This is a genomic window from Arthrobacter sp. AB6 (assembly GCF_031844545.1).
Lineage (GTDB): Bacteria > Actinomycetota > Actinomycetes > Actinomycetales > Micrococcaceae > Arthrobacter.
Genome location: NZ_JAUZVL010000007.1, coordinates 131206 through 150773, shown reverse-complemented (window position 1 = coordinate 150773; position 19568 = coordinate 131206). Strand labels below are relative to the sequence as shown.

Annotated in this window: 23 protein-coding genes; 16 read left to right on the top strand and 7 right to left on the bottom strand. The window is 65.2% G+C overall.

What is annotated here, in order from left to right; translation table 11 throughout:
• Genes Q9R30_RS08205 through Q9R30_RS08185 form a run of 5 tightly spaced genes read left to right on the top strand, consistent with a single transcriptional unit; the run spans window position 1 to window position 2282 of the window.
• Window positions 1–456: an Asp23/Gls24 family envelope stress response protein gene (locus Q9R30_RS08205; protein WP_311217282.1), complete on the top strand. Its 456-nt coding sequence runs from the start codon at window positions 1–3 to the stop codon at window positions 454–456.
• Window positions 453–644: a hypothetical protein gene (locus Q9R30_RS08200; protein ID WP_104996645.1), complete on the top strand. Its 192-nt coding sequence runs from the start codon at window positions 453–455 to the stop codon at window positions 642–644. Before Q9R30_RS08205 ends, Q9R30_RS08200 begins: the two co-directional genes overlap by 4 nt.
• The gene (locus Q9R30_RS08195; RefSeq protein ID WP_104996646.1) at window positions 641–1021 is read left to right on the top strand and encodes a hypothetical protein; all 381 of its coding nucleotides are present in this window, start codon (window positions 641–643) and stop codon (window positions 1019–1021) included. Before Q9R30_RS08200 ends, Q9R30_RS08195 begins: the two co-directional genes overlap by 4 nt.
• The gene (locus Q9R30_RS08190; RefSeq protein ID WP_396136707.1) at window positions 1018–1674 is read left to right on the top strand and encodes a hypothetical protein; all 657 of its coding nucleotides are present in this window, start codon (window positions 1018–1020) and stop codon (window positions 1672–1674) included. The genes Q9R30_RS08195 and Q9R30_RS08190 overlap by 4 nt, the downstream gene beginning before the upstream one ends.
• Window positions 1671–2282, top strand: a complete 612-nt coding sequence (locus Q9R30_RS08185) for a hypothetical protein (protein WP_311217281.1) — start codon at window positions 1671–1673, stop codon at window positions 2280–2282. The genes Q9R30_RS08190 and Q9R30_RS08185 overlap by 4 nt, the downstream gene beginning before the upstream one ends.
• 4 nt (window positions 2283–2286) lie before the next feature.
• Here Q9R30_RS08185 and Q9R30_RS08180 read toward each other — a convergent pair whose 3' ends face one another.
• Complete coding sequence (locus tag Q9R30_RS08180; RefSeq protein ID WP_311217280.1) at window positions 2287–4104, bottom strand: glycoside hydrolase family 13 protein; 1818 nt, start codon at window positions 4102–4104, stop codon at window positions 2287–2289.
• A gap of 138 nt (window positions 4105–4242) precedes the next feature.
• On the opposite strand from Q9R30_RS08180, the gene Q9R30_RS08175 reads away from it, so the two are divergent.
• The 5 genes from Q9R30_RS08175 to Q9R30_RS08155 all read left to right on the top strand — a co-directional run bounded on the left by Q9R30_RS08175 (window position 4243) and on the right by Q9R30_RS08155 (window position 8902).
• Entirely contained in the window at window positions 4243–5535 is a 1293-nt protein-coding gene (locus Q9R30_RS08175) for an ABC transporter substrate-binding protein (RefSeq protein WP_104996650.1), read from the top strand.
• 7 nt (window positions 5536–5542) lie between these two features.
• Window positions 5543–6577, top strand: a complete 1035-nt coding sequence (locus Q9R30_RS08170) for a carbohydrate ABC transporter permease (RefSeq protein WP_104996651.1) — start codon at window positions 5543–5545, stop codon at window positions 6575–6577.
• Window positions 6574–7470, top strand: coding sequence for a carbohydrate ABC transporter permease (locus Q9R30_RS08165; RefSeq protein ID WP_104996652.1), 897 nt, complete (start codon window positions 6574–6576; stop codon window positions 7468–7470). The genes Q9R30_RS08170 and Q9R30_RS08165 overlap by 4 nt, the downstream gene beginning before the upstream one ends.
• The gene (locus Q9R30_RS08160; RefSeq protein ID WP_104996653.1) at window positions 7467–7715 is read left to right on the top strand and encodes a hypothetical protein; all 249 of its coding nucleotides are present in this window, start codon (window positions 7467–7469) and stop codon (window positions 7713–7715) included. The genes Q9R30_RS08165 and Q9R30_RS08160 overlap by 4 nt, the downstream gene beginning before the upstream one ends.
• Before the next feature lie 134 nt (window positions 7716–7849).
• Complete coding sequence (locus Q9R30_RS08155) at window positions 7850–8902, top strand: LacI family DNA-binding transcriptional regulator (protein ID WP_104996654.1); 1053 nt, start codon at window positions 7850–7852, stop codon at window positions 8900–8902.
• A gap of 24 nt (window positions 8903–8926) precedes the next feature.
• On the opposite strand, the gene Q9R30_RS08150 is transcribed toward Q9R30_RS08155, so the two are convergent.
• Window positions 8927–9823, bottom strand: a complete 897-nt coding sequence (locus Q9R30_RS08150; protein ID WP_311217279.1) for a hypothetical protein — start codon at window positions 9821–9823, stop codon at window positions 8927–8929.
• A 34-nt stretch (window positions 9824–9857) separates the two neighbouring features.
• Entirely contained in the window at window positions 9858–10664 is an 807-nt protein-coding gene (locus Q9R30_RS08145; RefSeq protein WP_311217278.1) for an exodeoxyribonuclease III, read from the bottom strand.
• Between the two features lie 242 nt (window positions 10665–10906).
• Between Q9R30_RS08145 and Q9R30_RS08140 the strand changes: the two genes are divergently transcribed.
• The 5 genes from Q9R30_RS08140 to Q9R30_RS08120 all read left to right on the top strand — a co-directional run bounded on the left by Q9R30_RS08140 (window position 10907) and on the right by Q9R30_RS08120 (window position 16056).
• Window positions 10907–12406 (top strand): CoA-acylating methylmalonate-semialdehyde dehydrogenase, encoded by a 1500-nt coding sequence (locus tag Q9R30_RS08140; protein ID WP_311217277.1) that lies wholly within the window; start codon window positions 10907–10909, stop codon window positions 12404–12406.
• Window positions 12406–13536, top strand: a complete 1131-nt coding sequence (locus Q9R30_RS08135; RefSeq protein WP_396136706.1) for an enoyl-CoA hydratase/isomerase family protein — start codon at window positions 12406–12408, stop codon at window positions 13534–13536. Before Q9R30_RS08140 ends, Q9R30_RS08135 begins: the two co-directional genes overlap by 1 nt.
• A complete protein-coding gene (gene mmsB, locus Q9R30_RS08130) occupies window positions 13529–14554 on the top strand; it encodes a 3-hydroxyisobutyrate dehydrogenase (RefSeq protein ID WP_104996659.1) in 1026 nt (341 codons plus the stop codon). Before Q9R30_RS08135 ends, mmsB begins: the two co-directional genes overlap by 8 nt.
• Window positions 14551–15327, top strand: a complete 777-nt coding sequence (locus Q9R30_RS08125) for an enoyl-CoA hydratase (protein ID WP_104996660.1) — start codon at window positions 14551–14553, stop codon at window positions 15325–15327. Before mmsB ends, Q9R30_RS08125 begins: the two co-directional genes overlap by 4 nt.
• A 75-nt stretch (window positions 15328–15402) precedes the next feature.
• Window positions 15403–16056 (top strand): DedA family protein, encoded by a 654-nt coding sequence (locus Q9R30_RS08120; RefSeq protein ID WP_311217276.1) that lies wholly within the window; start codon window positions 15403–15405, stop codon window positions 16054–16056.
• A gap of 29 nt (window positions 16057–16085) precedes the next feature.
• Here the strand turns inward: Q9R30_RS08120 and Q9R30_RS08115 are convergent, their stop codons facing one another.
• Window positions 16086–16592: a MarR family transcriptional regulator gene (locus Q9R30_RS08115; protein ID WP_311217275.1), complete on the bottom strand. Its 507-nt coding sequence runs from the start codon at window positions 16590–16592 to the stop codon at window positions 16086–16088.
• A 90-nt stretch (window positions 16593–16682) separates the two neighbouring features.
• Between Q9R30_RS08115 and Q9R30_RS08110 the strand changes: the two genes are divergently transcribed.
• Window positions 16683–17891 (top strand): acyl-CoA dehydrogenase family protein, encoded by a 1209-nt coding sequence (locus tag Q9R30_RS08110; protein ID WP_311217274.1) that lies wholly within the window; start codon window positions 16683–16685, stop codon window positions 17889–17891.
• A 30-nt stretch (window positions 17892–17921) separates the two neighbouring features.
• Here the strand turns inward: Q9R30_RS08110 and Q9R30_RS08105 are convergent, their stop codons facing one another.
• From Q9R30_RS08105 to Q9R30_RS08095, 3 genes are all read right to left on the bottom strand, one after another.
• Window positions 17922–18707, bottom strand: a complete 786-nt coding sequence (locus Q9R30_RS08105) for a TipAS antibiotic-recognition domain-containing protein (RefSeq protein WP_311217273.1) — start codon at window positions 18705–18707, stop codon at window positions 17922–17924.
• A 33-nt stretch (window positions 18708–18740) separates the two neighbouring features.
• Entirely contained in the window at window positions 18741–19097 is a 357-nt protein-coding gene (locus tag Q9R30_RS08100) for a hypothetical protein (protein WP_311217272.1), read from the bottom strand.
• Between the two features lie 145 nt (window positions 19098–19242).
• Complete coding sequence (locus Q9R30_RS08095; protein ID WP_013599688.1) at window positions 19243–19446, bottom strand: cold-shock protein; 204 nt, start codon at window positions 19444–19446, stop codon at window positions 19243–19245.
• Window positions 19447–19568: the final 122 nt, after the last annotated feature.

Below are 19568 nucleotides of genomic sequence, written 5' to 3'. Positions count from 1 at the left end.
ATGGAATACCAGAACCCACAACCCGAGGCGGCCATCCAGGCCCGCGCCGTGCCGGTCCCGGCTTCCGCGCTGGGCCGCACCGTGATCTCCGAAACAGCAGTGGCCAAGGTGGCGGGGATCGCCGCCCGCGCTGTCCCCGGGGTCTATTCCCTGGGGTCCGGACCATCACGCGCACTGGGCGCCATCCGGGACGCCGTCGGCAATTCGGACCATGCTGCCGGAGTGCATGCGGAAGTCGGCGAAACCCAGGTGGCCGTGGACATCAGCCTGGTGGCAAGCTACGGGACCCCCCTCCACTCCCTCGCAGACCAGGTCCGGGCCGCCGTCTACCGTGCGGTGGAGGAACTGGTGGGACTCCAGGTCATCGAGGTCAACGTGGAGGTCACTGACGTCTACGTGCCGCCTCCCGTAAAGGCAACAACGCCCGGCCCCACCGAAAGGGAGGCACTGCTGTGAACCTCACCGTAGCCGGTATGGCCATGGGCGCGTTCGTCGCCTTTATGTCCCTGCAGTTCGGCCTGTGGGGCTTCCTTATATCCCTGCTCTTCATGGCGGTCGGGGCGTTGCTGGGCCGTGCCGCGGAGGGCAAACTGGACCTGCGCGGCGTGCTGGATGCCATCATCGGCCGGCGCTCATCCTCATGAGTTCGCCTGCGCCGGCCGTGCGGGCGCAGGTGCTCAACGGCCATAACCGGATCAGTACGCAGGCGCTGACGAGCCTCGCGAAGGCGGCCGCCGCCCAGGCACTGGGCGTCGACGCCCAGGACGTCAGGGCGGACTGGACTGACGACGACGGCCTGCTGGCACTGTCCCTCGTCGCGCCGATCAGCGCACCGCCACTGCGGGCGGCAGCCCTCGACCCCAACCGGCTGGAGGCTTTCGGAGGCTCCATCTGGGACCGCGGCGTCAGCGCCAAAGCCCACATCCTTACTACCGTGGCAGAGCTAAGCGGCGCACAGCTGAGCCGGGTGGATATCAGGATCAGCGGCGTCAGGATCAGCCATGCGGGGAGGGTCCAGTGAGCCGCACCCGGCAGGGCAGCAGCGCGGAAGCTTCGAGCCCGCAGGCCCGCGTCCGCAGGGCGGATGGGCCTGACATGGACCGCATTTTGCGGCGGGAAACCCATTCATCACGGGCAGTAATGTCGACTGTCGCCGCCGTCGTCGTCATGGTGCTTGCCGCGTACGGCCTCCTGGAAGCGGCCGTGCACGCCATCGGCGAACCTCCGTGGCTCATCGATCCCCAAGCGGCGGCACAGCGCATCGTGGCCCTGCCCGCAGGGATTTCCCCGCTGCTGCTGGGCGCGATCGGTGCCGTGCTGGCGATGGTTGGCCTGCTTTTCTTCCTCAACGGTGTACTGCCCGGACGGCGCGCCCGGCACCTTCTTACGCCCGGCGGACGCGGCGGGGCCGGGCCGGCTGTGGTGGTGGATGATGAGGTCATCGCATCCTCGCTTGCCAGGCGTGCCCGGCTGGCCGCCAACGTCACGCCCGAACAGGTGATGGTGGTGGTCTCCCAGCGGCAGGTGGTGGTGAATGTCCGGCCAACGTCCGGCGTGCCCGTCCGGGAGGAAAACGTGCTCGCCGCTGTCCAGGACGAGCTCAACGAGATGGGGCTCGAGCCCGCACCCGGGGTCCGCATCAACGTGGCGCCCTCCGGGGTGATCGGGGCATGAACAGCACGCCGCGCCTCCTCAACCGGGTCCTGCTCGCTGTCCTGGGCCTCAAGCTGCTGGCAATAGGAGTGCTGTTGATGCTGCTGGCAGCGGTGCCGGCGGTCAGGCCGTGGTGGCATTCCTGGTCCGCGGGCCTTTGGGACGCAGCCAACAGCGCCTTCAACGCCACCCGGTTCCCTGGCCGTTCGGAGAGCTGGCTATGGATTGTGGTGGCCTTGGCCCTGTTGCTGCTGATCGGCCTCATGGTCGCCTGGATCGCGCAGCAGGGCAAGGGCCGCTCCAACCTGCTGGCAGCCGAGTACGATCCCGGCGACGTTCCCGGGGACGTCCGGATCAGCGGGGGAGTGGCGGAGCAAGCCCTAAAGCAGGCCCTCGCCGGCCGGCCGGACCTGGCCGGTGCCACTGTGGTCACCTATGACGTCAAGGGGTCCCCGGCCTTGAAGGTGCGGCTCCTGCCCCGGCAGGGCGTGGCGCCGCACCTGCTCGCCGCCGAGGTGGCCGAGCTGCTCGATTCCCTTGAAGCTGTAGTGGGCAGGAAAATTCCTGTACTCATCCACATCGGCGCCGGGGCGCGGACGCGCTTCGGCAGGGCCGAGCGCGTCCGCTGAACGCCTAGTTCCGGGTGAGGTAGACGGCGCAGTCCACGGGCACCTCATGCATTTCTCCCCATTCCGAGGCAGGCGCCGTGCCGCTGGACAGCTGCACGGAATAGCCCTCAGGGATAGGGGCGGAGGCAAAGCCCATGTTGGACAGGACCAGCACATCTCCGTTGTGGAATCCCAGCAGCCCGCTTTCCGGTGCGTGGACCTCGGCCCATTCAAGGGAACCCTTGCCCAGGCTCCGGGCGGACCGGAACGCCAATGCAGCCCGGTACAGTTCCAGGGTGGACCCCTCCTCGATTTCCTGCTGGTCGACAGCAAGCGGACCGAAGCTTTCGGGCTGCGGAAGCCAGGGCGGAGCCGCTTCGCCCTGGAAGGATCCTGAGAAGCCATAGCCGGGTTGTTCCGCCGCCCAGGGCAGCGGGACCCGGCAACCGTCCCGGCCGGTTTCTGCCCCCTGCGTCCGGAAAAAGGTAGGGTCCTGGCGGGCTTCTGCCGGAAGCGTGGTGTGCTCAGGGAGCCCCAGTTCCTCGCCCTGGTACAGGTAGGCGGAACCCGGCAGCGCCAGCTCCACCATGGTGGCGGCCCGGGCCCGGGCCAGTCCCAGGGCGGCGTCCGGCTGCTCATCGTCCGCCGCGATGCCCTTGGGAAAGGTGGTGGGATCCTTGAGGCCGAAGCGGGTGGAATGGCGGACGGTGTCATGGTTGCTCAGCACCCAGGTACACGGTGCCCCCACGGCTGCGGCGGCCTTCAGGGACGCGTCGATTGCCTCGGACATCCGTTCCGCATCCCACCCGGCCATCAGGAAGTCGAAGTTGAAAGCCTGCTGCATTTCGTCCGGCCGGACGTAAAGGGCCAGCCGCTCCGCTGGTTCCACCCAGGCTTCGGCCACCATCATCCGGTCGCCGCCGTACTCCGACAGGACGCGGTGCCAGTCACGGTAGATCGCATGCACGCCGTCCTGGTCGAAAAAGGGCGACGGCGGATAAACGGGGGAGACGGCGCGGTGCGGTTCCTCCGCATCGGTGTGTGCGCCGGGCGCGTCACCGGGAAGGGACGGTTCCCTGTGCACCTCCACTTTGCCCTCAACCGAGGTGCCTTCAACCATTGCCGCCACCCCGTCCCAGTCGGGCAGGCCGGCCTCCTTGACCATGCCGTGGGCAACGTCCACCCGGAAACCATCCGCTCCGCGGTCCAGCCAGAAGCGGAGTACGGAGCGCATCTCCTCCTGTACTTCCTGGTTGTCCCAGTTCAGGTCCGGTTGCTTCGTGTCGAACAGGTGGAGGTACCACTCGCCGGGGGAGCCGTCCGCTTCCGTGATCCGGGTCCAGGCCGGTCCTCCGAAAATCGATTTCCAGTTGTTTGGTGCCCGGTTGCCGTCGCCGGATCCGGGTACCCCATCCTTCCCGGGGCGGAAGATGTAGCGGTCGCGTTTAGGGGACCCCGGCGGCGCCGCAAGGGCCTCCCGGAACCATGCGTGCTCGTCAGAAGTGTGGTTGGGGACCAGGTCAACAATGACCTTCATGCCACGGCGGTGAGCTTCCTGCAACATCGCATCGAAGTCAGCCAGGGACCCGAACAGGGGGTCAACCTGGCGGTAATCGGCCACGTCATAGCCACCGTCGGCCTGGGGCGACTTGTAGAACGGGGAGAGCCAGATGGCATCCACGCCCAGCCGTTCCAGATAGGGCAAGCGGTCCATGACCCCGGGCAGGTCGCCCATGCCGTCGCCGTTGCCGTCTGCGAAGGACCGGGGATAGATCTGGTAGACGACGGCGTCAGTCCACCATTCACGGGAAGCGTCGGAGGCAGGAACGGCCGGGTTGGACATTTGGTTCCTCTCAGATAACTTTTTGATGTAAACGCTTGCATAACCACGAGCAACCTTACTAGTGTGATGGTCACCACATCAACCTCACCTAGATAACGCACTGCCGACTTACTTGTCACTCAGCGAGGAGCCTCAAGCATGAAAACCCCTAGATTCCTACTTCCGGCTGCGACCGCCGGCGTCCTGGCCCTTTCCCTGACCGCATGCGGTGGCGGGGGCGGCGGCGGGACCACTGGTGGTGGCGGCGGCGGCGATGCCGAAAAAAACCTGGACAGCCGGGGCCCCATTACGTACGTCCAAGGCAAAGACAACAGCAACGTGGTGCGTCCGCTGATCGACAAGTGGAATGCAGCCCACCCGGACGAGAAGGTCACGTTCAAGGAGCAGACCGACCAGGCGGACCAGCAGCATGACGACCTGGTACAGAACTTCCAGGCCAAGAACGCCGATTACGACGTAGCGAGCGTTGACGTCGTATGGACCGCCGAGTTCGCAGCCAAGGGATGGCTGCAGCCCCTCAAGGACAAGATGGCCGTAGAAACCAAGGGGATGCTTGAGCCCACGGTAGAAGCCGGTTCGTACAAGGGCACTCTTTACGCAGCCCCGGTGTCCTCCGATGGCGGCATTCTCTACTACCGCAAGGACCTCGTGCCGGAAGCACCCAAAACATGGGACGAGATGATGGGGATGTGCTCCATCGCAAAGCAGAACAACATGGGCTGCTACTCAGGACAGTTCAAGCAGTATGAAGGCCTTACGGTCAACGCCTCCGAGGCCATCAACTCGGCCGGCGGATCCGTCCTTAATGACCAAGGCAAGCCGAACCTGAACACCCCTGAGGCAGAAAAAGGCCTGAACAACCTGGTTGAAGCCTTCAAGAACGGGAACATCCCGGCCGAGGCCATCACCTACCAGGAAGAGGAAAGCCGCCGGGCCTTCCAGGAAGGCAAGCTGCTCTTCCTCCGCAACTGGCCCTACGTCTACAACCTGGCCACCACTGAGGGTTCCTCCAAGGTGAAGGACGTGCTGGGCATGGCTGCCCTGCCGGGCAAGGACGGCCCCGGTGCCTCCTCCCTCGGCGGCCACAGCGCGGCCATCAGCGTCTACTCGGACCACAAGGCCACTTCCCTGGACTTCGTGAAGTTCCTGATCGAGGAAGAGCAGCAGAAGTTCTTCGCCACGCAGGGCTCGCTGGCTCCGGTCTTCAGCGCACTCTATGAAGACCAGGAACTGGTTGCCAAGCTGCCGTACCTGCCGGTGCTGAAGACCTCCATCGAGAACGCTGTTCCGCGTCCGGTAACCCCGTTCTACCCGGCTGTCACGCAGGCGATCCAGGAAAACGCCTACGCTGCACTGAAGGGTGAGAAGCCTGCCAAGGACGCGCTGTCTGACATGCAGAAGTCCATCGAGTCCGCTGGCGCAGGATCGTAGTTTAGCTATGGCAACCGAATTGGGCCCGACGCCGGTAAAGCCGGCGTCGGGCGCCCCCGATGTACACCACGGTCCCAAGGGCGTAGGCGAAGACAACGCGATCCTCAGCCAAGGCAAATGGGCCTCCTGGCTGTTGGCTCCCACCATCATTGCCCTGGGCATCGTCATTGTTTACCCCATCATCAGCGCAATTGTGATGTCCTTCCAGAAGGACGCGGGCCTGGACCCGGTCACCGGCCTGTTCACGGCCGGGGGCCCGGCAGGTATCCAAAACTACGTCAACTGGCTGGGGCAGCAGTGTGCCGCCCCGGGCGGTGGTACCGTCGCTTGCCCGCCGGGCACCCTAGGCGGCCAGTTCTGGACCGCCACCGGGACCACCTTCCTCTTCACGGTCATCACCGTGGCCTTTGAGACAGTGCTTGGCTTCTGGATGGCCATGATCATGGCGCGGACGTTCAAGGGCCGCGGCCTGGTCCGCGCAGCCGTCCTCGTTCCGTGGGCCATCCCCACCGCCGTCACGGCCCAGCTGTGGCTCTTCATGTTCGACTTCAACGGCATCATCAACAAGCTGTTCAACGTCTCCATTCTGTGGACCGGCAGCGAATGGCCGGCGAAGTGGGCAGTCATCATCGCAGACACCTGGAAAACCACGCCGTTCATGGCGTTGCTGATCCTGGCCGGCCTGCAGATGATTCCGGCGGAGGTTTATGAGGCTGCAAAGGTCGATGGAGCGAGCGCCTGGCAGCGCTTCCGCCTTATCACGCTTCCGCTGGTAAAGCCCGCGCTGATGGTGGCAATCCTGTTCCGTACCCTGGACGCCCTGCGTATGTTCGACCTTCCCTACATCCTGACCGGCGGTGCCAACAACACCACAACGCTGTCCATCCTGGTGATCAACCAGATCAGGCAAGGGTTCAACTCGGCAGCTGCCTTGTCCACCATTACGTTCATCATCATTTTCCTGGTCGCATTCATCTTCGTCCGGTTCCTTGGGGCGAACGTCGTGGAACAAAGCGGAGCCACCGGTAAGGGGAAGAAATGACAACCACAACTGCCTCCACGGCATTGCGGGCGCAGCAGGACAAAGGCCGCAAGGCTGCCCAGACCCGGGAAAAATGGGCGAGCGCCCGTACTTACATCAGCGCCGCCGTGATCCTGATCTGGTGCCTTGCACCGGCTTACTGGATGGTGGTGACGGCGTTCCGCGAGGTCGGCTTCACCTACGACACAACGCCTTGGCCGACGCACGTGACCATGGACAACTTCATCACGGCTTTCGATACTTCCTTTGGCAACAAGTTCGGCCAGGCGCTCATCAACAGCATCTTCATTGGCGTGACCGTCACGGTGATTTCCCTGGTGATCGGCGTCTTCGCCGCCTATGCACTGGCACGCCTGAACTTCCGGTTCAAGTACCTGGTACTGGGATTCATCCTGGGTGCGTCCATGTTCCCGGGCGTTGCCCTGATTACCCCGTTGTTCCAGCTGTTCACCAACATCGGCTGGATGGGCACCTACCAGGCCCTGATCATCCCGAACATCTCCTTCGTCCTGCCGCTTACCGTCTACACCCTGACCTCCTTCTTCCGCGAGATGCCGTGGGAGCTTGAGGAATCAGCCCGTGTTGACGGCTGCACGCAGGGCCAGGCGTTCCGGAAAGTGATCATGCCGCTGGCGGCCCCGGCCATCTTCACCACGGCGATCCTGGCCTTCATCTCCTCCTGGAATGAATTCCTTATCGCCAGCCAGTTGTCGAATGAGGCAACGAAGCCTGTCACGGTTGCCATCGCCAGCTTCGCCGGCGCGCAGCCCAACCAGATCCCCTACACCGCCATCATGGCCGCGGGCACCATTGTCACCATTCCTCTGGTGATCCTGGTGCTTGTCTTCCAGCGCAAGATCGTTGCCGGCCTGACGGCTGGTGCGGTCAAGTGACACGCGACGCTTCCCGCTCCCGGACTCCGGGGGCGGGGGGCAGCCGCCGGCTCCTGAGGTCCGGCGAGGATTTCGACATCATCATCGGGTTCCTCGGCTTCTGGGCACTGGTCCTTCTTGTGGTCACCGTATGGATGGAGGTGACTGCGCAGCCCGCCCTCGGCTGGGCACTGGGCCTGCTGGCAACGCTTTTGGCGCTGTACGGAATGGTGCGGCTGCGGCGGCGGCTGCCGGGCCGGAGGTAGCACGGCTGGATCCGCTGCCGGAGTCTATCCGGCGCGGTAACACTGCGATGCACGACTGTGTTCAAAATACGATTGGCACGGTGGTATCGCTTCAAGCAGGGCTGACACCTGCAGGGAGTACATGAGGGGACGCCGTGGCACGCACAACTGAAAGGTCTCAACGGGGAGGCCACAGCGGTGTCAGCATCGAGGATGTGGCAGCAGCAGCAGGAGTGTCCACTGCCACCGTCTCCCGGGCAGTCCGGGGGCTGCCCCGGGTATCGCCGGCCACCCGGCAGAAGATCCTGGAGGTCGCCGGAAACCTGGGCTACGTTGCCTCCTCCTCTGCGTCCGGCCTGGCCACCGGACGCACCAGGACCATCGGGGTGCTTGCCCCGTTCGTGAGCCGCTGGTTCTTTTCCAAGGCCATCGAGGGCGCGGACCGCGAGCTGCACGCCCGCAACTACAATCTTTCGCTTTTCAACCTTGGCGGACACGGGAGCAACAGGGAGCGGCTTTTCAGCAAGACCATGGTCTATAAGCAGATCGACGCCCTGCTGGTGTTGTGTATGGCGCTGACCCACGAAGAGCTGGACCATCTGCAGAAGATCGACATTCCGCTGGTGGTAGTGGGCGGCCATGTCGAGGAATGCGCCTACATCGGCATTGACGACTATGCCGCGGCATCTGCTGCCGTCCGCCACCTGATCGACTTGGGCCACCGGGATATTGCCCTGCTGCACGGAGACGACGAGACAGACCTGAACTTTGATGTTCCCCGTGTTCGTATCCTTGCGTTCAAGGACGTCATGACGGCGGCCGGCCTCCGTACCCGCCCCGAATGGGATGAATGGGGTGACTTCACGGTCCGCAGCGGCCAGGAAGCCCTGCGCCGTCTTTGGTCCAAGCCGGGGAAAAAGCCGACTGCCATCTTCTGCGCCTCGGACGAGATGGCCATGGGCGTCATTTTTGAAGCCGCCCGCATTGGCGTACGGGTTCCGGAGGAACTTTCCGTGGTGGGCATCGATAACCACGATTTCGCCGACGCCATGGGGCTGACCACCGTCGGCCAGCGGCCCGACGAGCAGGCAGAGCTGGCCACCAAGATGCTGTTGGACGAACTGGACGGGCAGATCGGCTCCGTACGGTCCGCCGTGGCGTCCCATGAACTGATTGTCCGAAGGACCACGGCGCCGCCCCAGTCCTGAACGCCTGGCCTAAGCGGGCCGTCGTCAGGAAGCGCGGGCCAGCTGGCGGATGGGGATCCAGCGGGACGCCAGGCGGCGGTAGGCTGCCGCGGCGCCGGTCATGTCCCCCTCGGCGAGGCACTCAATGCCCAGCCGGATGTCCATGGGCGAATCGTCCGGGTACACCTTGTCGGCAACAGCCCCGTAATCAAGTTCCACCATCGAATTAACGTGGAACAGTTCGAGCCATTCGGTGAGCTGGGCGAGGTCGTCCAGCATGTCCAGGTCCGGCGCGGCCAGGGCCAGGTTCGCCACGGCGTAGCGTGCCCGCTCCAACGCGTCGGTAATGGGCGCCCACACCCGGACGGTGACGATCCGGCCGCCCGCCTCCACCACGTCCTTGTGGTCCGACTCCATGAACAGGGAGAACCAGCTGAAGGGGATCCCCCAGGTGGACGCACGGGTGTGCACCCGGACGGATCCGTCGCGGGCTTTGACCTGGTCTATCCGTTCCTGATGCTTGTCCCGCTGCTCCTCGGGGATCAGCAGTTCGGCCAGCGGACCGTGGATGCCCTCCATCAGGGCGTTGGCCGCCAGTCCGGCCCGCAGCACCAGCTGGCTGGGGCAGTACAGCAGCACCGGCTCCGCGTCAGCACCGTCGTCGGATGCTTCGCCGGCAGTTCCGCCGGATGACGCCGGGGCAGTGGTGACACGGACCAGGTCCGTTCGTCCCGTGGGGAAGGGATCACCGCCGGAGCGCGTGATGCGCCCCAGCGAGGCCAGGAGTTCGGCGTTTTCGACGGCGGCGCGGGAGGCCGAGCGCGCCCCCTCCGCCTGGATTGCCTGGCGCTGCTCCTCCGGGAAGGCTTCCAGCGGCTCGTAGACGCGCAGGGTGGACGAGAAAGGCAGGCCGGCCTGTCCCCGGTAGAGGTTTCCGGTCATCTCGGCCTCCTATTGTGGGTCCAGGATGCTGACATTAGTCCGCCAGTTCCACCAGCACGGGGGCGTGGTCCGAGGCGCCCTTGCCCTTGCGCTCCTCGCGGTCGATCGAAGCGCCGGTCACGCGCGCCGCCAGGGCCGGGCTGGCCAGTACGAAGTCGATCCGCATCCCCTCTTTTTTGGGAAAGCGCAGCTGGGTGTAATCCCAGTACGTGTAGACGCCCGGGCCCGGGGTGTACGGGCGCGCCACGTCGGTGAAGCCTGCCGACTCGAAGGCATGGAAGGCAGCACGCTCGGGTGGGCTGACGTGGGTGTACCGGTTGTTGACGAAGAGGTCGATGTCCCAGACGTCCTCGTCGAACGGGGCGATGTTCCAATCGCCCATCAGCGCCACCTGGGCTTCGGGGTTCTGCGTGACCAGTTCCTGGGCGTGCGTCTTCAGGCTCTCCAGCCATTTGAGCTTGTACGGCATGTGTTCGTCGTCCAGGGAACGGCCGTTGGGGACATAGAGGCTCCAGATGCGGATACCGGCGCAGGTGGCAGCCATGGCACGGGCTTCCTGCACGGGGTCCTTGCCGGCCTTGCCGAACGAGGGCTGGTCCAGGAAGGTGCGCTCCACGTCGTCCAGCCCCACGCGGGAAGCGATGGCCACCCCGTTCCACTGGCTGACGCCGAAGTGGGCAACCTCGTAGCCCATCCGCTCAAAGAGTTCCCACGGGAAGTTGTCGTCCTTGCACTTCGTCTCCTGGATGGCCAGGACATCGCAGTCGCTGCGCTGAAGCCAGGCTTCGACGCGGTCGGCGCGGGCACGGAGGGAGTTCACGTTCCAGGTAGCAATCTTCACAGTTCCTAACCTACCTTGAGCGCCGGAAATGCGGCGGGGGCGGGCTCCGAAACGGGGCACAACGGCGCGGACACGCCCAGCCGTTAGCCCGGTTCCGCGGAACAGGGCATCAATGTGCGGCACGACGGCGGCGTCCGCCACAGTGCCACATTGCCGGGGCAGCGCGTATGGAACTTAGTAGGAAGTCCGAGTATATTCGCAACCAGGAATGACTTGGATCACATGCGAAGGAGCCTGCAGCCATGGTCCGCGAACTGTCCCATTTTGTCGGCGGCCACCATGCTGCCGGACTGTCAGGCCGATTTGGCGACGTCTTTGATCCGTGTACCGGCGAGGTCCAGGCCCGGATGCCGCTCGCCGGCCGGGACGAGGTGCAGAACGCAATAGCCGTTGCCGAGAAGGCGCAGGTGGAGTGGGCGGCCATGAACCCCCAGCGGCGCGGCAGGATCATGCTGCGGTTCGTGGACCTGGTCAACCGGGACATCGATGGGCTCGCCCGGCTGCTCTCCTCAGAGCATGGGAAGACCCTCGCCGATTCCAAAGGCGACATCCAGCGCGGCCTCGAGGTGGTGGAGTTCGCTGCCGGCGCGCCGCACCTGCTCAAGGGCGAGTTCTCCAGCGACGCGGGCCAGGGGATTGACATCCACTCACTGCGCCAGCCCCTTGGCGTGGTGGCGGGCATCACGCCGTTCAATTTTCCCGCCATGATTCCGCTGTGGAAGTCAGGCCCCGCCCTGGCGGCCGGCAACGCGTTCATCCTGAAACCCTCCGAACGCGATCCCTCGGTGCCCCTCCGCCTGGCTGAGTTGTACACCGAGGCGGGCGTTCCGGACGGGGTGTTCAATGTGGTGAACGGAGACAAGGAAGCAGTGGACGCGCTGCTTGAGGACCACCGGGTCAAAGCCGTCGGGTTCGTGGGCTCCACCCCGGTGGCCCGGTACATCTACGCCACGGCGGCGGCTAACGGAAAGCGGGCGCAGTGCTTCGGCGGCGCCAAGAACCACATGGTGGTCATGCCTGATGCGGACCTGGACCAGGCGGCCGACGCCCTCATCGGCGCGGGATACGGGTCAGCCGGAGAGCGCTGCATGGCTGTTTCGGTGGCCGTGCCGGTAGGGGAGGAGACGGCCAACCGGCTAGTGGCCAGGCTCCAGGAACGGGTCGCGGCGCTTAAGGTGGGCCCAAGTTTGGACAAGGAAACGGACTTTGGCCCGGTAGTCACGGCTGCCGCCAAGGAACGCATCGAGGGCTACATTAAGGCCGGGGTGGATGAGGGCGCCACGCTCCTGGCCGACGGCCGGGGCTTCAGCGTGCGGGGACACGAAGGCGGCTTCTGGATAGGGCCTACCCTTTTCGACCACGTCAGCAAGGACATGGCCATCTACCGCAATGAGATCTTCGGTCCCGTCCTCAGCGTTGTCAGGGCGGCTGATTACGACGAAGCCCTGCGGCTGTGCACTGAAAACGAGTTCGGCAACGGCGTGGCGATCTTCACCCGCGATGGTGACGCCGCCAGGGATTTCGCCACCCGGGTGGACGTGGGCATGGTGGGCATCAACGTTCCCATCCCCGTGCCCATCGCGTACTACACGTTCGGCGGCTGGAAGGCGTCAGGATTTGGCGACCTCAATCAACACGGCGCGGACGCGTTCCGCTTCTATACCAAGACCAAGACGGTGACCACGCGGTGGCCCTCAGGAATACGGCACGGAGCCAACTTCGTGATGCCGGAAGGAAGCTGATGACTGCCAACATGGCAAATAACGCAGTGAACGGCGCGGGGAGCCCCTCTGGAGCTGCAGGCAGCAACGCGGAGGTGCTGTTCGAGCGCCGAGGCCGGCTGGGGGTGGTGACCCTCAACCGGCCCAAGGCGGTGAATGCGCTCACGGCGGGGATGGTTGGCGCGCTCTTGGAGCAGCTCACCCTGTGGGCGGACGACGACGGCGTTGCCACGGTCCTGGTGCAGGGCGCCGGCAGCCGTGGCCTCTGTGCCGGCGGCGACATTGTGGCGATCTACGAAGACATGCTGGCGGGCGGTGACAGGACGGCGCATTTCTGGGAGACGGAGTATCAGGTCAATTCCCTCATTGCCCGGTATCCCAAGCCCTACGTGGCATTGATGGACGGGCTGGTGCTGGGCGGGGGTGTTGGAATTTCCGCCCACGGGTCCGTCCGGGTGGTCACCGAACGCACCCGGACGGGGATGCCCGAAACAACCATCGGCTTTGCCCCCGACGTGGGCGGGACCTTCCTCCTGTCCCGCGCCCCCGGGGAAACCGGAACCCATGCCGCACTGACGGGCGCGCACCTGACCGCGGCGGACGCCCTGTTCCTTGGCCTGGCCAGCCACTTTGTCCCGTCCGAAAAGCTGCCTGCCCTGGTGGCGGCGCTGGACGACGAAACGGCGGACGCCGCCGTCGAGCGTTACCGGGAGGAGGCCCCGCCCTCCGTGCTGGCGGGGCAGCGGGACTGGATCGACAGCTGCTACGCCTCGGACGACGCCGAGGAGATTGTCCGGCGGCTTAGGGCACACGGCGGCGTTGAAGCCGCTGCCGCAGCCGATACCATCGAGGCGAAGTCGCCCACGTCGGTCAAGGTCACGCTGGCCTCCCTGCGCAGGGTCAAGGGCCGGACACTGGATGAGGCCCTGGTCCAGGAATACCGCGTGGGCCTCCGGTTCCTGTCTGCGCCGGACTTCCGTGAGGGCATCCGGGCGCAGGTGGTGGACAAGGACCGGAACCCCCGCTGGAAACCACCCACCCTGGCCGAGGTGGAACCGGGCCTGGTGGACCGCTTTTTTGAGCCGCTGGGGAACAGGGAATTGGACCTCAACGGCGTGGACCTGCAGCTAAAGGAGCCTGACCATGCCTGAAAAGTACACTGTCGCGTTCCTGGGCCTCGGCCATATGGGCGGGCCCATGGCCGTGAACCTGGTCAGGGCCGGCTACCCCGTGACCGGCTTCGACGTGGTGCCGGCAGCCCTTGACGCCGCCAAAGCCGCCGGCGTCCCCACTGCGGCGAGCGCGGAGGAAGCGGTATCCGGCGCGGATGTGGTCCTCACGATGTTCCCCGGCGGCCGGCATGTCTTGGATGCCTACCGCGGGAACGCCGGACAACGGGGGCTGCTGGCGGCGGCGAAGCCCGGAACCATGTTCCTGGACTGCTCCACCATCAACGTCGATGAGGCCCGCGAAGCAGCAGCCCTCGCTGTGGGCGCAGGCCACCGGTCAGTTGACGCTCCGGTCTCGGGCGGGGTGGTGGGCGCGGAAGCCGGCACCCTGACGTTCATGGTTGGCGGGGAGGCCGAAGGCTTCGAATACGTCCGTCCGCTGCTGGAGATCATGGGCAAGCGCGCGGTGCACTGCGGGGCGCACGGCGCGGGCCAGGCTGCCAAAATCTGCAACAACCTGATCCTCGGTGTTTCCATGATCGCCGTCAGCGAGGCCTTCGTCCTCGGGGAGAAGCTCGGACTGAGCCATCAGGCGCTGTTCGATGTGGCGTCCGCGGCGTCCGGGCAGTGCTGGGCGCTCACCACCAACTGCCCGGTCCCCGGCCCCGTTCCCTCGAGCCCTGCCAACCGCGACTACCAGCCCGGTTTTGCCGGAGCCCTCATGGCAAAGGACCTCAACCTCGCCCTCAACGCGCTGAAAAGCACCGGGGTGGCGGCGCGGATGGGCCCGCTCGCAGCAGAAATCTACGATACGTTTGCCGCGGGGGAGGGCGCCGGCCGGGACTTCTCGGGCATCATCACGGACATCCGCAACAAGTCCGCGGGGCCGGACGGCGCGGAACCAGACAACTCAAGAACCAGTGCACCACAGGACGCGTCAGGTGGTGCACCACCAGGCGCATCACGCAGAGCAGCGCAGGACGACGGGAGCCCGGAATGACGGAATACACGAACATCCTCGTGGAACAGCGGGGCCGCGTAGGCCTTGTGACGCTGAACCGGCCGCAGGCGCTTAATGCCCTCAACAAGGCCACCATGGAGGAACTCGTGTCCGCCGTGAGGATCATGGACGCCGATCCGGGCGTGGGAGCCGTGGTCATCACGGGTTCCGGCAAGGCCTTTGCCGCCGGGGCGGACATCAAGGAGATGGCGGCCCAGGGCTACATCGATATGTATGCAGCCGACTGGTTCCGCGGCTGGGAGGATTTCACCAGGCTCCGCATTCCCACCATTGCCGCCGTCTCCGGATTCGCACTGGGCGGCGGCTGCGAGCTGGCCATGATGTGCGATCTCATCATCGCCGGGGATAACGCCAAGTTCGGCCAGCCGGAAATCAACCTGGGCGTCCTGCCGGGCATGGGCGGTTCGCAGCGGCTGACCCGCGCGGTGGGCAAGGCCAAGGCAATGGACCTGATCCTTACCGGGCGGTTCATTGGAGCGGAGGAGGCTGACCGCTGCGGCCTGGTGTCCCGGGTGGTGCCTGCCGAGGATGTTGTGGAGGAGGCCCTCAAGGCCGCAGAAGTGATCGCGTCGAAGTCCAAGCCCGCGGCCATGGTGGCGAAGGAAGCCGTAAACGCCGCCTTCGAGACCGGGCTGGCCCAGGGTGTCCTGTTCGAGCGCAGGCTGTTCCATTCCCTCTTCGCCACCGAGGACCAGAAGGAAGGCATGGCGGCATTCAGCGAGAAGCGCCAGCCGGAGTTCAGGCACCGGTAAGGATGCGTCCCAGCTTGTTTACAGGTACGTAAGGTAGACAAGGCAGGGCAACCTTGAACCGGATGGGGGAGTTGTATGTGGGCAACGTTGGCGGACACGGGCGGCTCGACAGATAACCTCACCGGCCTGGTAGGTGTGGCAGCCCGCGCCATAGAGCAGCTTGGCGAGTGGGGCGTAGGTGCTTTTACCCTTGCGGAAACTGTGGTGCCGCCCATCCCCAGTGAGGTGATCCTGCCCCTGGCCGGCTACCTTGCCAAGCAGGGGTCCCTGAACCTGGTGCTGGTGTTCGTGGCAAGCACGCTTGGGGCCTACCTCGGTGCCCTGTTCCTCTACTGGCTTGGCGCCAGGCTGGGCCTGGAGCGTTCCATCCGGGGGTTGTCCAGGCTTCCGTTGGTGGACCGGGAGGATTTTGAACACGCGGCAGGATGGTTCCGCCGCCACGGCAGGTCATCGATCTTTTTCGGCAGGCTGCTCCCCGGCATCCGCAGCCTGATCTCGCTCCCGGCAGGGGCATCCCGCATGCCCATGGGCACCTTCAGCCTGTTCACCCTGGCCGGCAGCGGCCTGTGGAACGGAGCACTGATTGGCCTGGGATACCTCCTGGGCACCCAGTACCAGCTCATCGAGCAGTACTCCAAATTCCTGAACTACGCGGTCTACGCTGCCCTGGGGATTGCCGTGGCCGCCCTCGTGGTCCGGCGGTTCAAGCGGGAGAAATACCGCCGCTGACCCGGACTTCCCCTGGGCCCGCACAGTCTTCAATCCTCAAAATCGCCGGCGTTACGGCGGAAGTCGCGGAGGATCCGGATCAGGTGCTCCACGTCGCCGGGATCAAACCCGGGTGCGCTGAACACTTCGGTATTGAGGGCCGCCGTCGAACGCTTGGCCAGGGTGCGTCCCTCGGTGGTGAGTCCGATCAGCGTGGTCCGGCCGTCCGTGGGGTGCGGGAAGCGGGCCACCAGGCCGGCGCGTTCAAGCCTGTCCACTGCATTGGTGACTGACGTGGGATGGACCTGCAACAGGGCGCTCGCCTTGTTCATGGGAAGCGAACCCTTCCTGGTGAAACTCAGCAGCGCCAGGAGTTCATACCGGGCAAACGTGAGGCCGAAGGGTTTGAGGATGGACTCGATCCTGGCCAGCAGGATCTGCTGGGTGCGCATAATGGCCGTTATGGCCGCCATTGGAGCGGCCACATCCCCCCAGCCGTGTTCTTCCCAGTTCCGCTGGGCTTCGGCAATGGGATCGCGGGGCAGCGGCGCAGCCATGGATGCCTTTCCTCGTGGTGACGTGGCTCACTTTTCCTAGCCTTGTGAATATACTAGGACATCCAACGGTTACGTGAGCGGAAGGGACTTATGCCCGTGCAGCAAGTGCAGCCAGTGCAGCCGCAAGGTGCCGCCGATGCACTGCCTTTTCCTGACGCGGACCTGATGTACGTGGCGGACCTCCTGCCCCACCACGAACGCGAGCGGTACCTCAGTGTCCGCGAATTCCTGCAGGCACGGGTGCGCCAACAGTCCATCCAGTATTGGAACCGTGAAGAGTTCCCCTTCGGCCTGCTGGCGGAGCTGGGCAGGCATGGCCTTGGCGCGCTTCAGGTGGACGGCAGTTCGGTTCTCTTCAAGGGGCTCATGTACGTGGAAATGGCCCGGGCGGATGTGTCCCTCTCGGCCCTGGCCGGGATCCACAACGAACTGATCGTGGGCACCCTCAACGAGTTGGGATCCCAGGAGCAGAAGCACCGCTGGCTGCCGGGACTGGAAGCCTTTACCAGCCTGGGGGCCTTTGCCCTGACGGAACCCGCCCATGGTTCCGACATTTCCGGAGGGCTGGAGACGTCCGCCAGGCTGGACGGAGATGAGTGGATCCTCAACGGCGCCAAGCGCTGGATCGGTGCCGGCACCATCGCCGACTTTGCCCTGGTGTGGGCGCGGGACATGGCTGACCAGCAGGTCAAGGCCTTCATTGTAGAGACGGACCGGCCCGGCTATGCAGCCACCAAGATCTGCAACAAGATAGGCCTGCGGATCATGCAGAACGCAGACATCACCCTGCGCGACGTCCGCATCCCGGCTGCCAACCTGCTGCCCGGGGCCACCGGCTTCGCCAAGGCGAACGACCTTCTCCGGGACTCCCGCGCGTGGGTGGGCTGGCAGGCCGCCGGAATCCAGCTTGCCGCGTTCGACGTTGCGCGGGCCTACTCGCTGAGCCGCCGGCAGTTCGGCCGGGAACTGGCGCGGTTCCAGCTGGTCCAGCAACAGCTCGCGGACATCCTGGGCAATGCCACCGCCTCGCTGGCACTCATGGTGCAGCTGGCCCGCGTCCAGGAGGAGGGGAAGCTGGAGATGGCGCAGGCTGCCATGGCGAAGGCCACCACCACCAGGCTTGCCCGGGCATCAGTGGCCATGGGGCGGTCCTTGCTGGGCGGCAACGGAATCAGCGCCGATTATGAGATGGGCAAGCTCTTCGGTGACGCTGAAATCCTCTACACCTACGAGGGCAGCTACGAGATCAATTCCCTCATTGTGGGGCGTGCCGTCACCGGGAAGTCGGCCTTCGTCTAGCGGGGCCCTCCTGTTTGGCGGGGCCGGGTACTAGAGGTTCCTGTCGGCGTAGACCAGCAGTGCGGCACGAACAAACGCCGCCCCCGCATCACCCCCGTAATTGGCGGCGAACCTGGCATCGGCCACATACATTTCCGCCAGTCCGGTCACGTACCCCTTGAGGTCCCCGCCTTGCTCGGCTGCGGGTGTCCCGGGAATTGCTGACAGCCAATCGACATGCCGCCTGGCCAAGTCCTGCGCCTCAGCTCCATCCGGGGCGGCCCCTGAACCTGCCGCGGCGATCCAGTCGCTGCCGAGCCTTTCAGCAGCGGACTTCCACTCCTGTTTCCTTGCTGCATCCATGTCCCGCCACCAGGCGTCGCTCTTTGCGTAGGCATCCTTGCCCCAGCGCTCTTCCACCTCGTCCTTGTACTGTGTGTGGTCGAAACCGTCGAACATCTTTTCCGCCGCCACCTCGCCTCCTCCTTTCATTGTTTCGATTGTTTGCCGGACGGACGCCATCTGCCGCGCAAGCCGGTCCTGTTCCTGGCCCAGCCACTCCAGGTGGTGGCTGAGCGCCTCGACCGCGTCTGTCTGCCGGCGGAACACCTCGGCAATGGCCGGCAGGCCCAGCCCAAGCTCCCGCAGGAGGAGGATCCGCTGCAGCTGCAAGAGGGCGGCGGCATCGTAGTACCGGTAGCCGTTGCTGCCCACGCGGCTGGGCTTTAGCAGCCCAATGTCGTCGTAATGGCGCAGCGTACGGCTGGTGGTTCCGGCCATCCTGGCGATGTCCTGGATGGCCCAGTCCGGGCCGGCCCTACCTTCCGCTGCATCCATGCTTCGAGCGTAGGGGTTGACGCTGCGTCAAGGTCAAGCAGGTTTTTCGGGAAAACCATGGCCGCGCGGCCGGTGACGTGCTGACCGGTTCCGGGCCTGCGCCACAAGCCTTCTGAACGCGAAAATGAAGACTGCCTCGATGGCCAGCATCAGTCCCACGAGAAGCCATTGCCCGCGGGCAGCGAAAAAGATGCATCCCGTCAGGGCCAGGATGGTCCCCAGCGCGAGGGTGTAGACGGCAAATCCGATGGCGACGCGTGCGCTGCGCACGCCGGTACGGAAACCGAAGCCGAGGGGTTCCCCGCCGGGGCGCCCGGGAACGCGGTCGGGCGCCGCCGGTCCCAGCCTGTCGAACTCATCCCAGGGATCCTGGCCCTGGTCCTGTCCCATCACCCTCCAATTGTCCCAAAACCCAATCGGCACCGGGGGAGTAGCGACGGAGCTGGGAGCAAAACAGCGGCCCCTCCAGCATGATGCTGAAGGGGCCGCTGCCTGGTACGGGGTTCCCCCGGCAGAGCCGGAGGTCACCTAAGCCTTAGAGCGGGCGGATGTTCTCTGCCTGCGGGCCCTTGGGGCCCTGCGTCACATCGAATTCAACCTTCTGGTTCTCATCGAGTGAACGGTATCCGCTGCTGGCGATTGCCGAGTAGTGGGCGAAAACGTCAGCGGACCCGTCATCGGGGGCAATGAAGCCAAAACCCTTTTCGGCGTTGAACCATTTAACTGTGCCTGTTGCCATGGCTGCATTCCTTCGTGTGACTCTGATTCTCTCCCCGGGCAATAGGCCCGAAGTGCGCGGAGAACGTCCCCCGCAGTCCCCAACGTACGGGGCGGAAGCCGCGCTTGCAAGGGTTGGGCAAC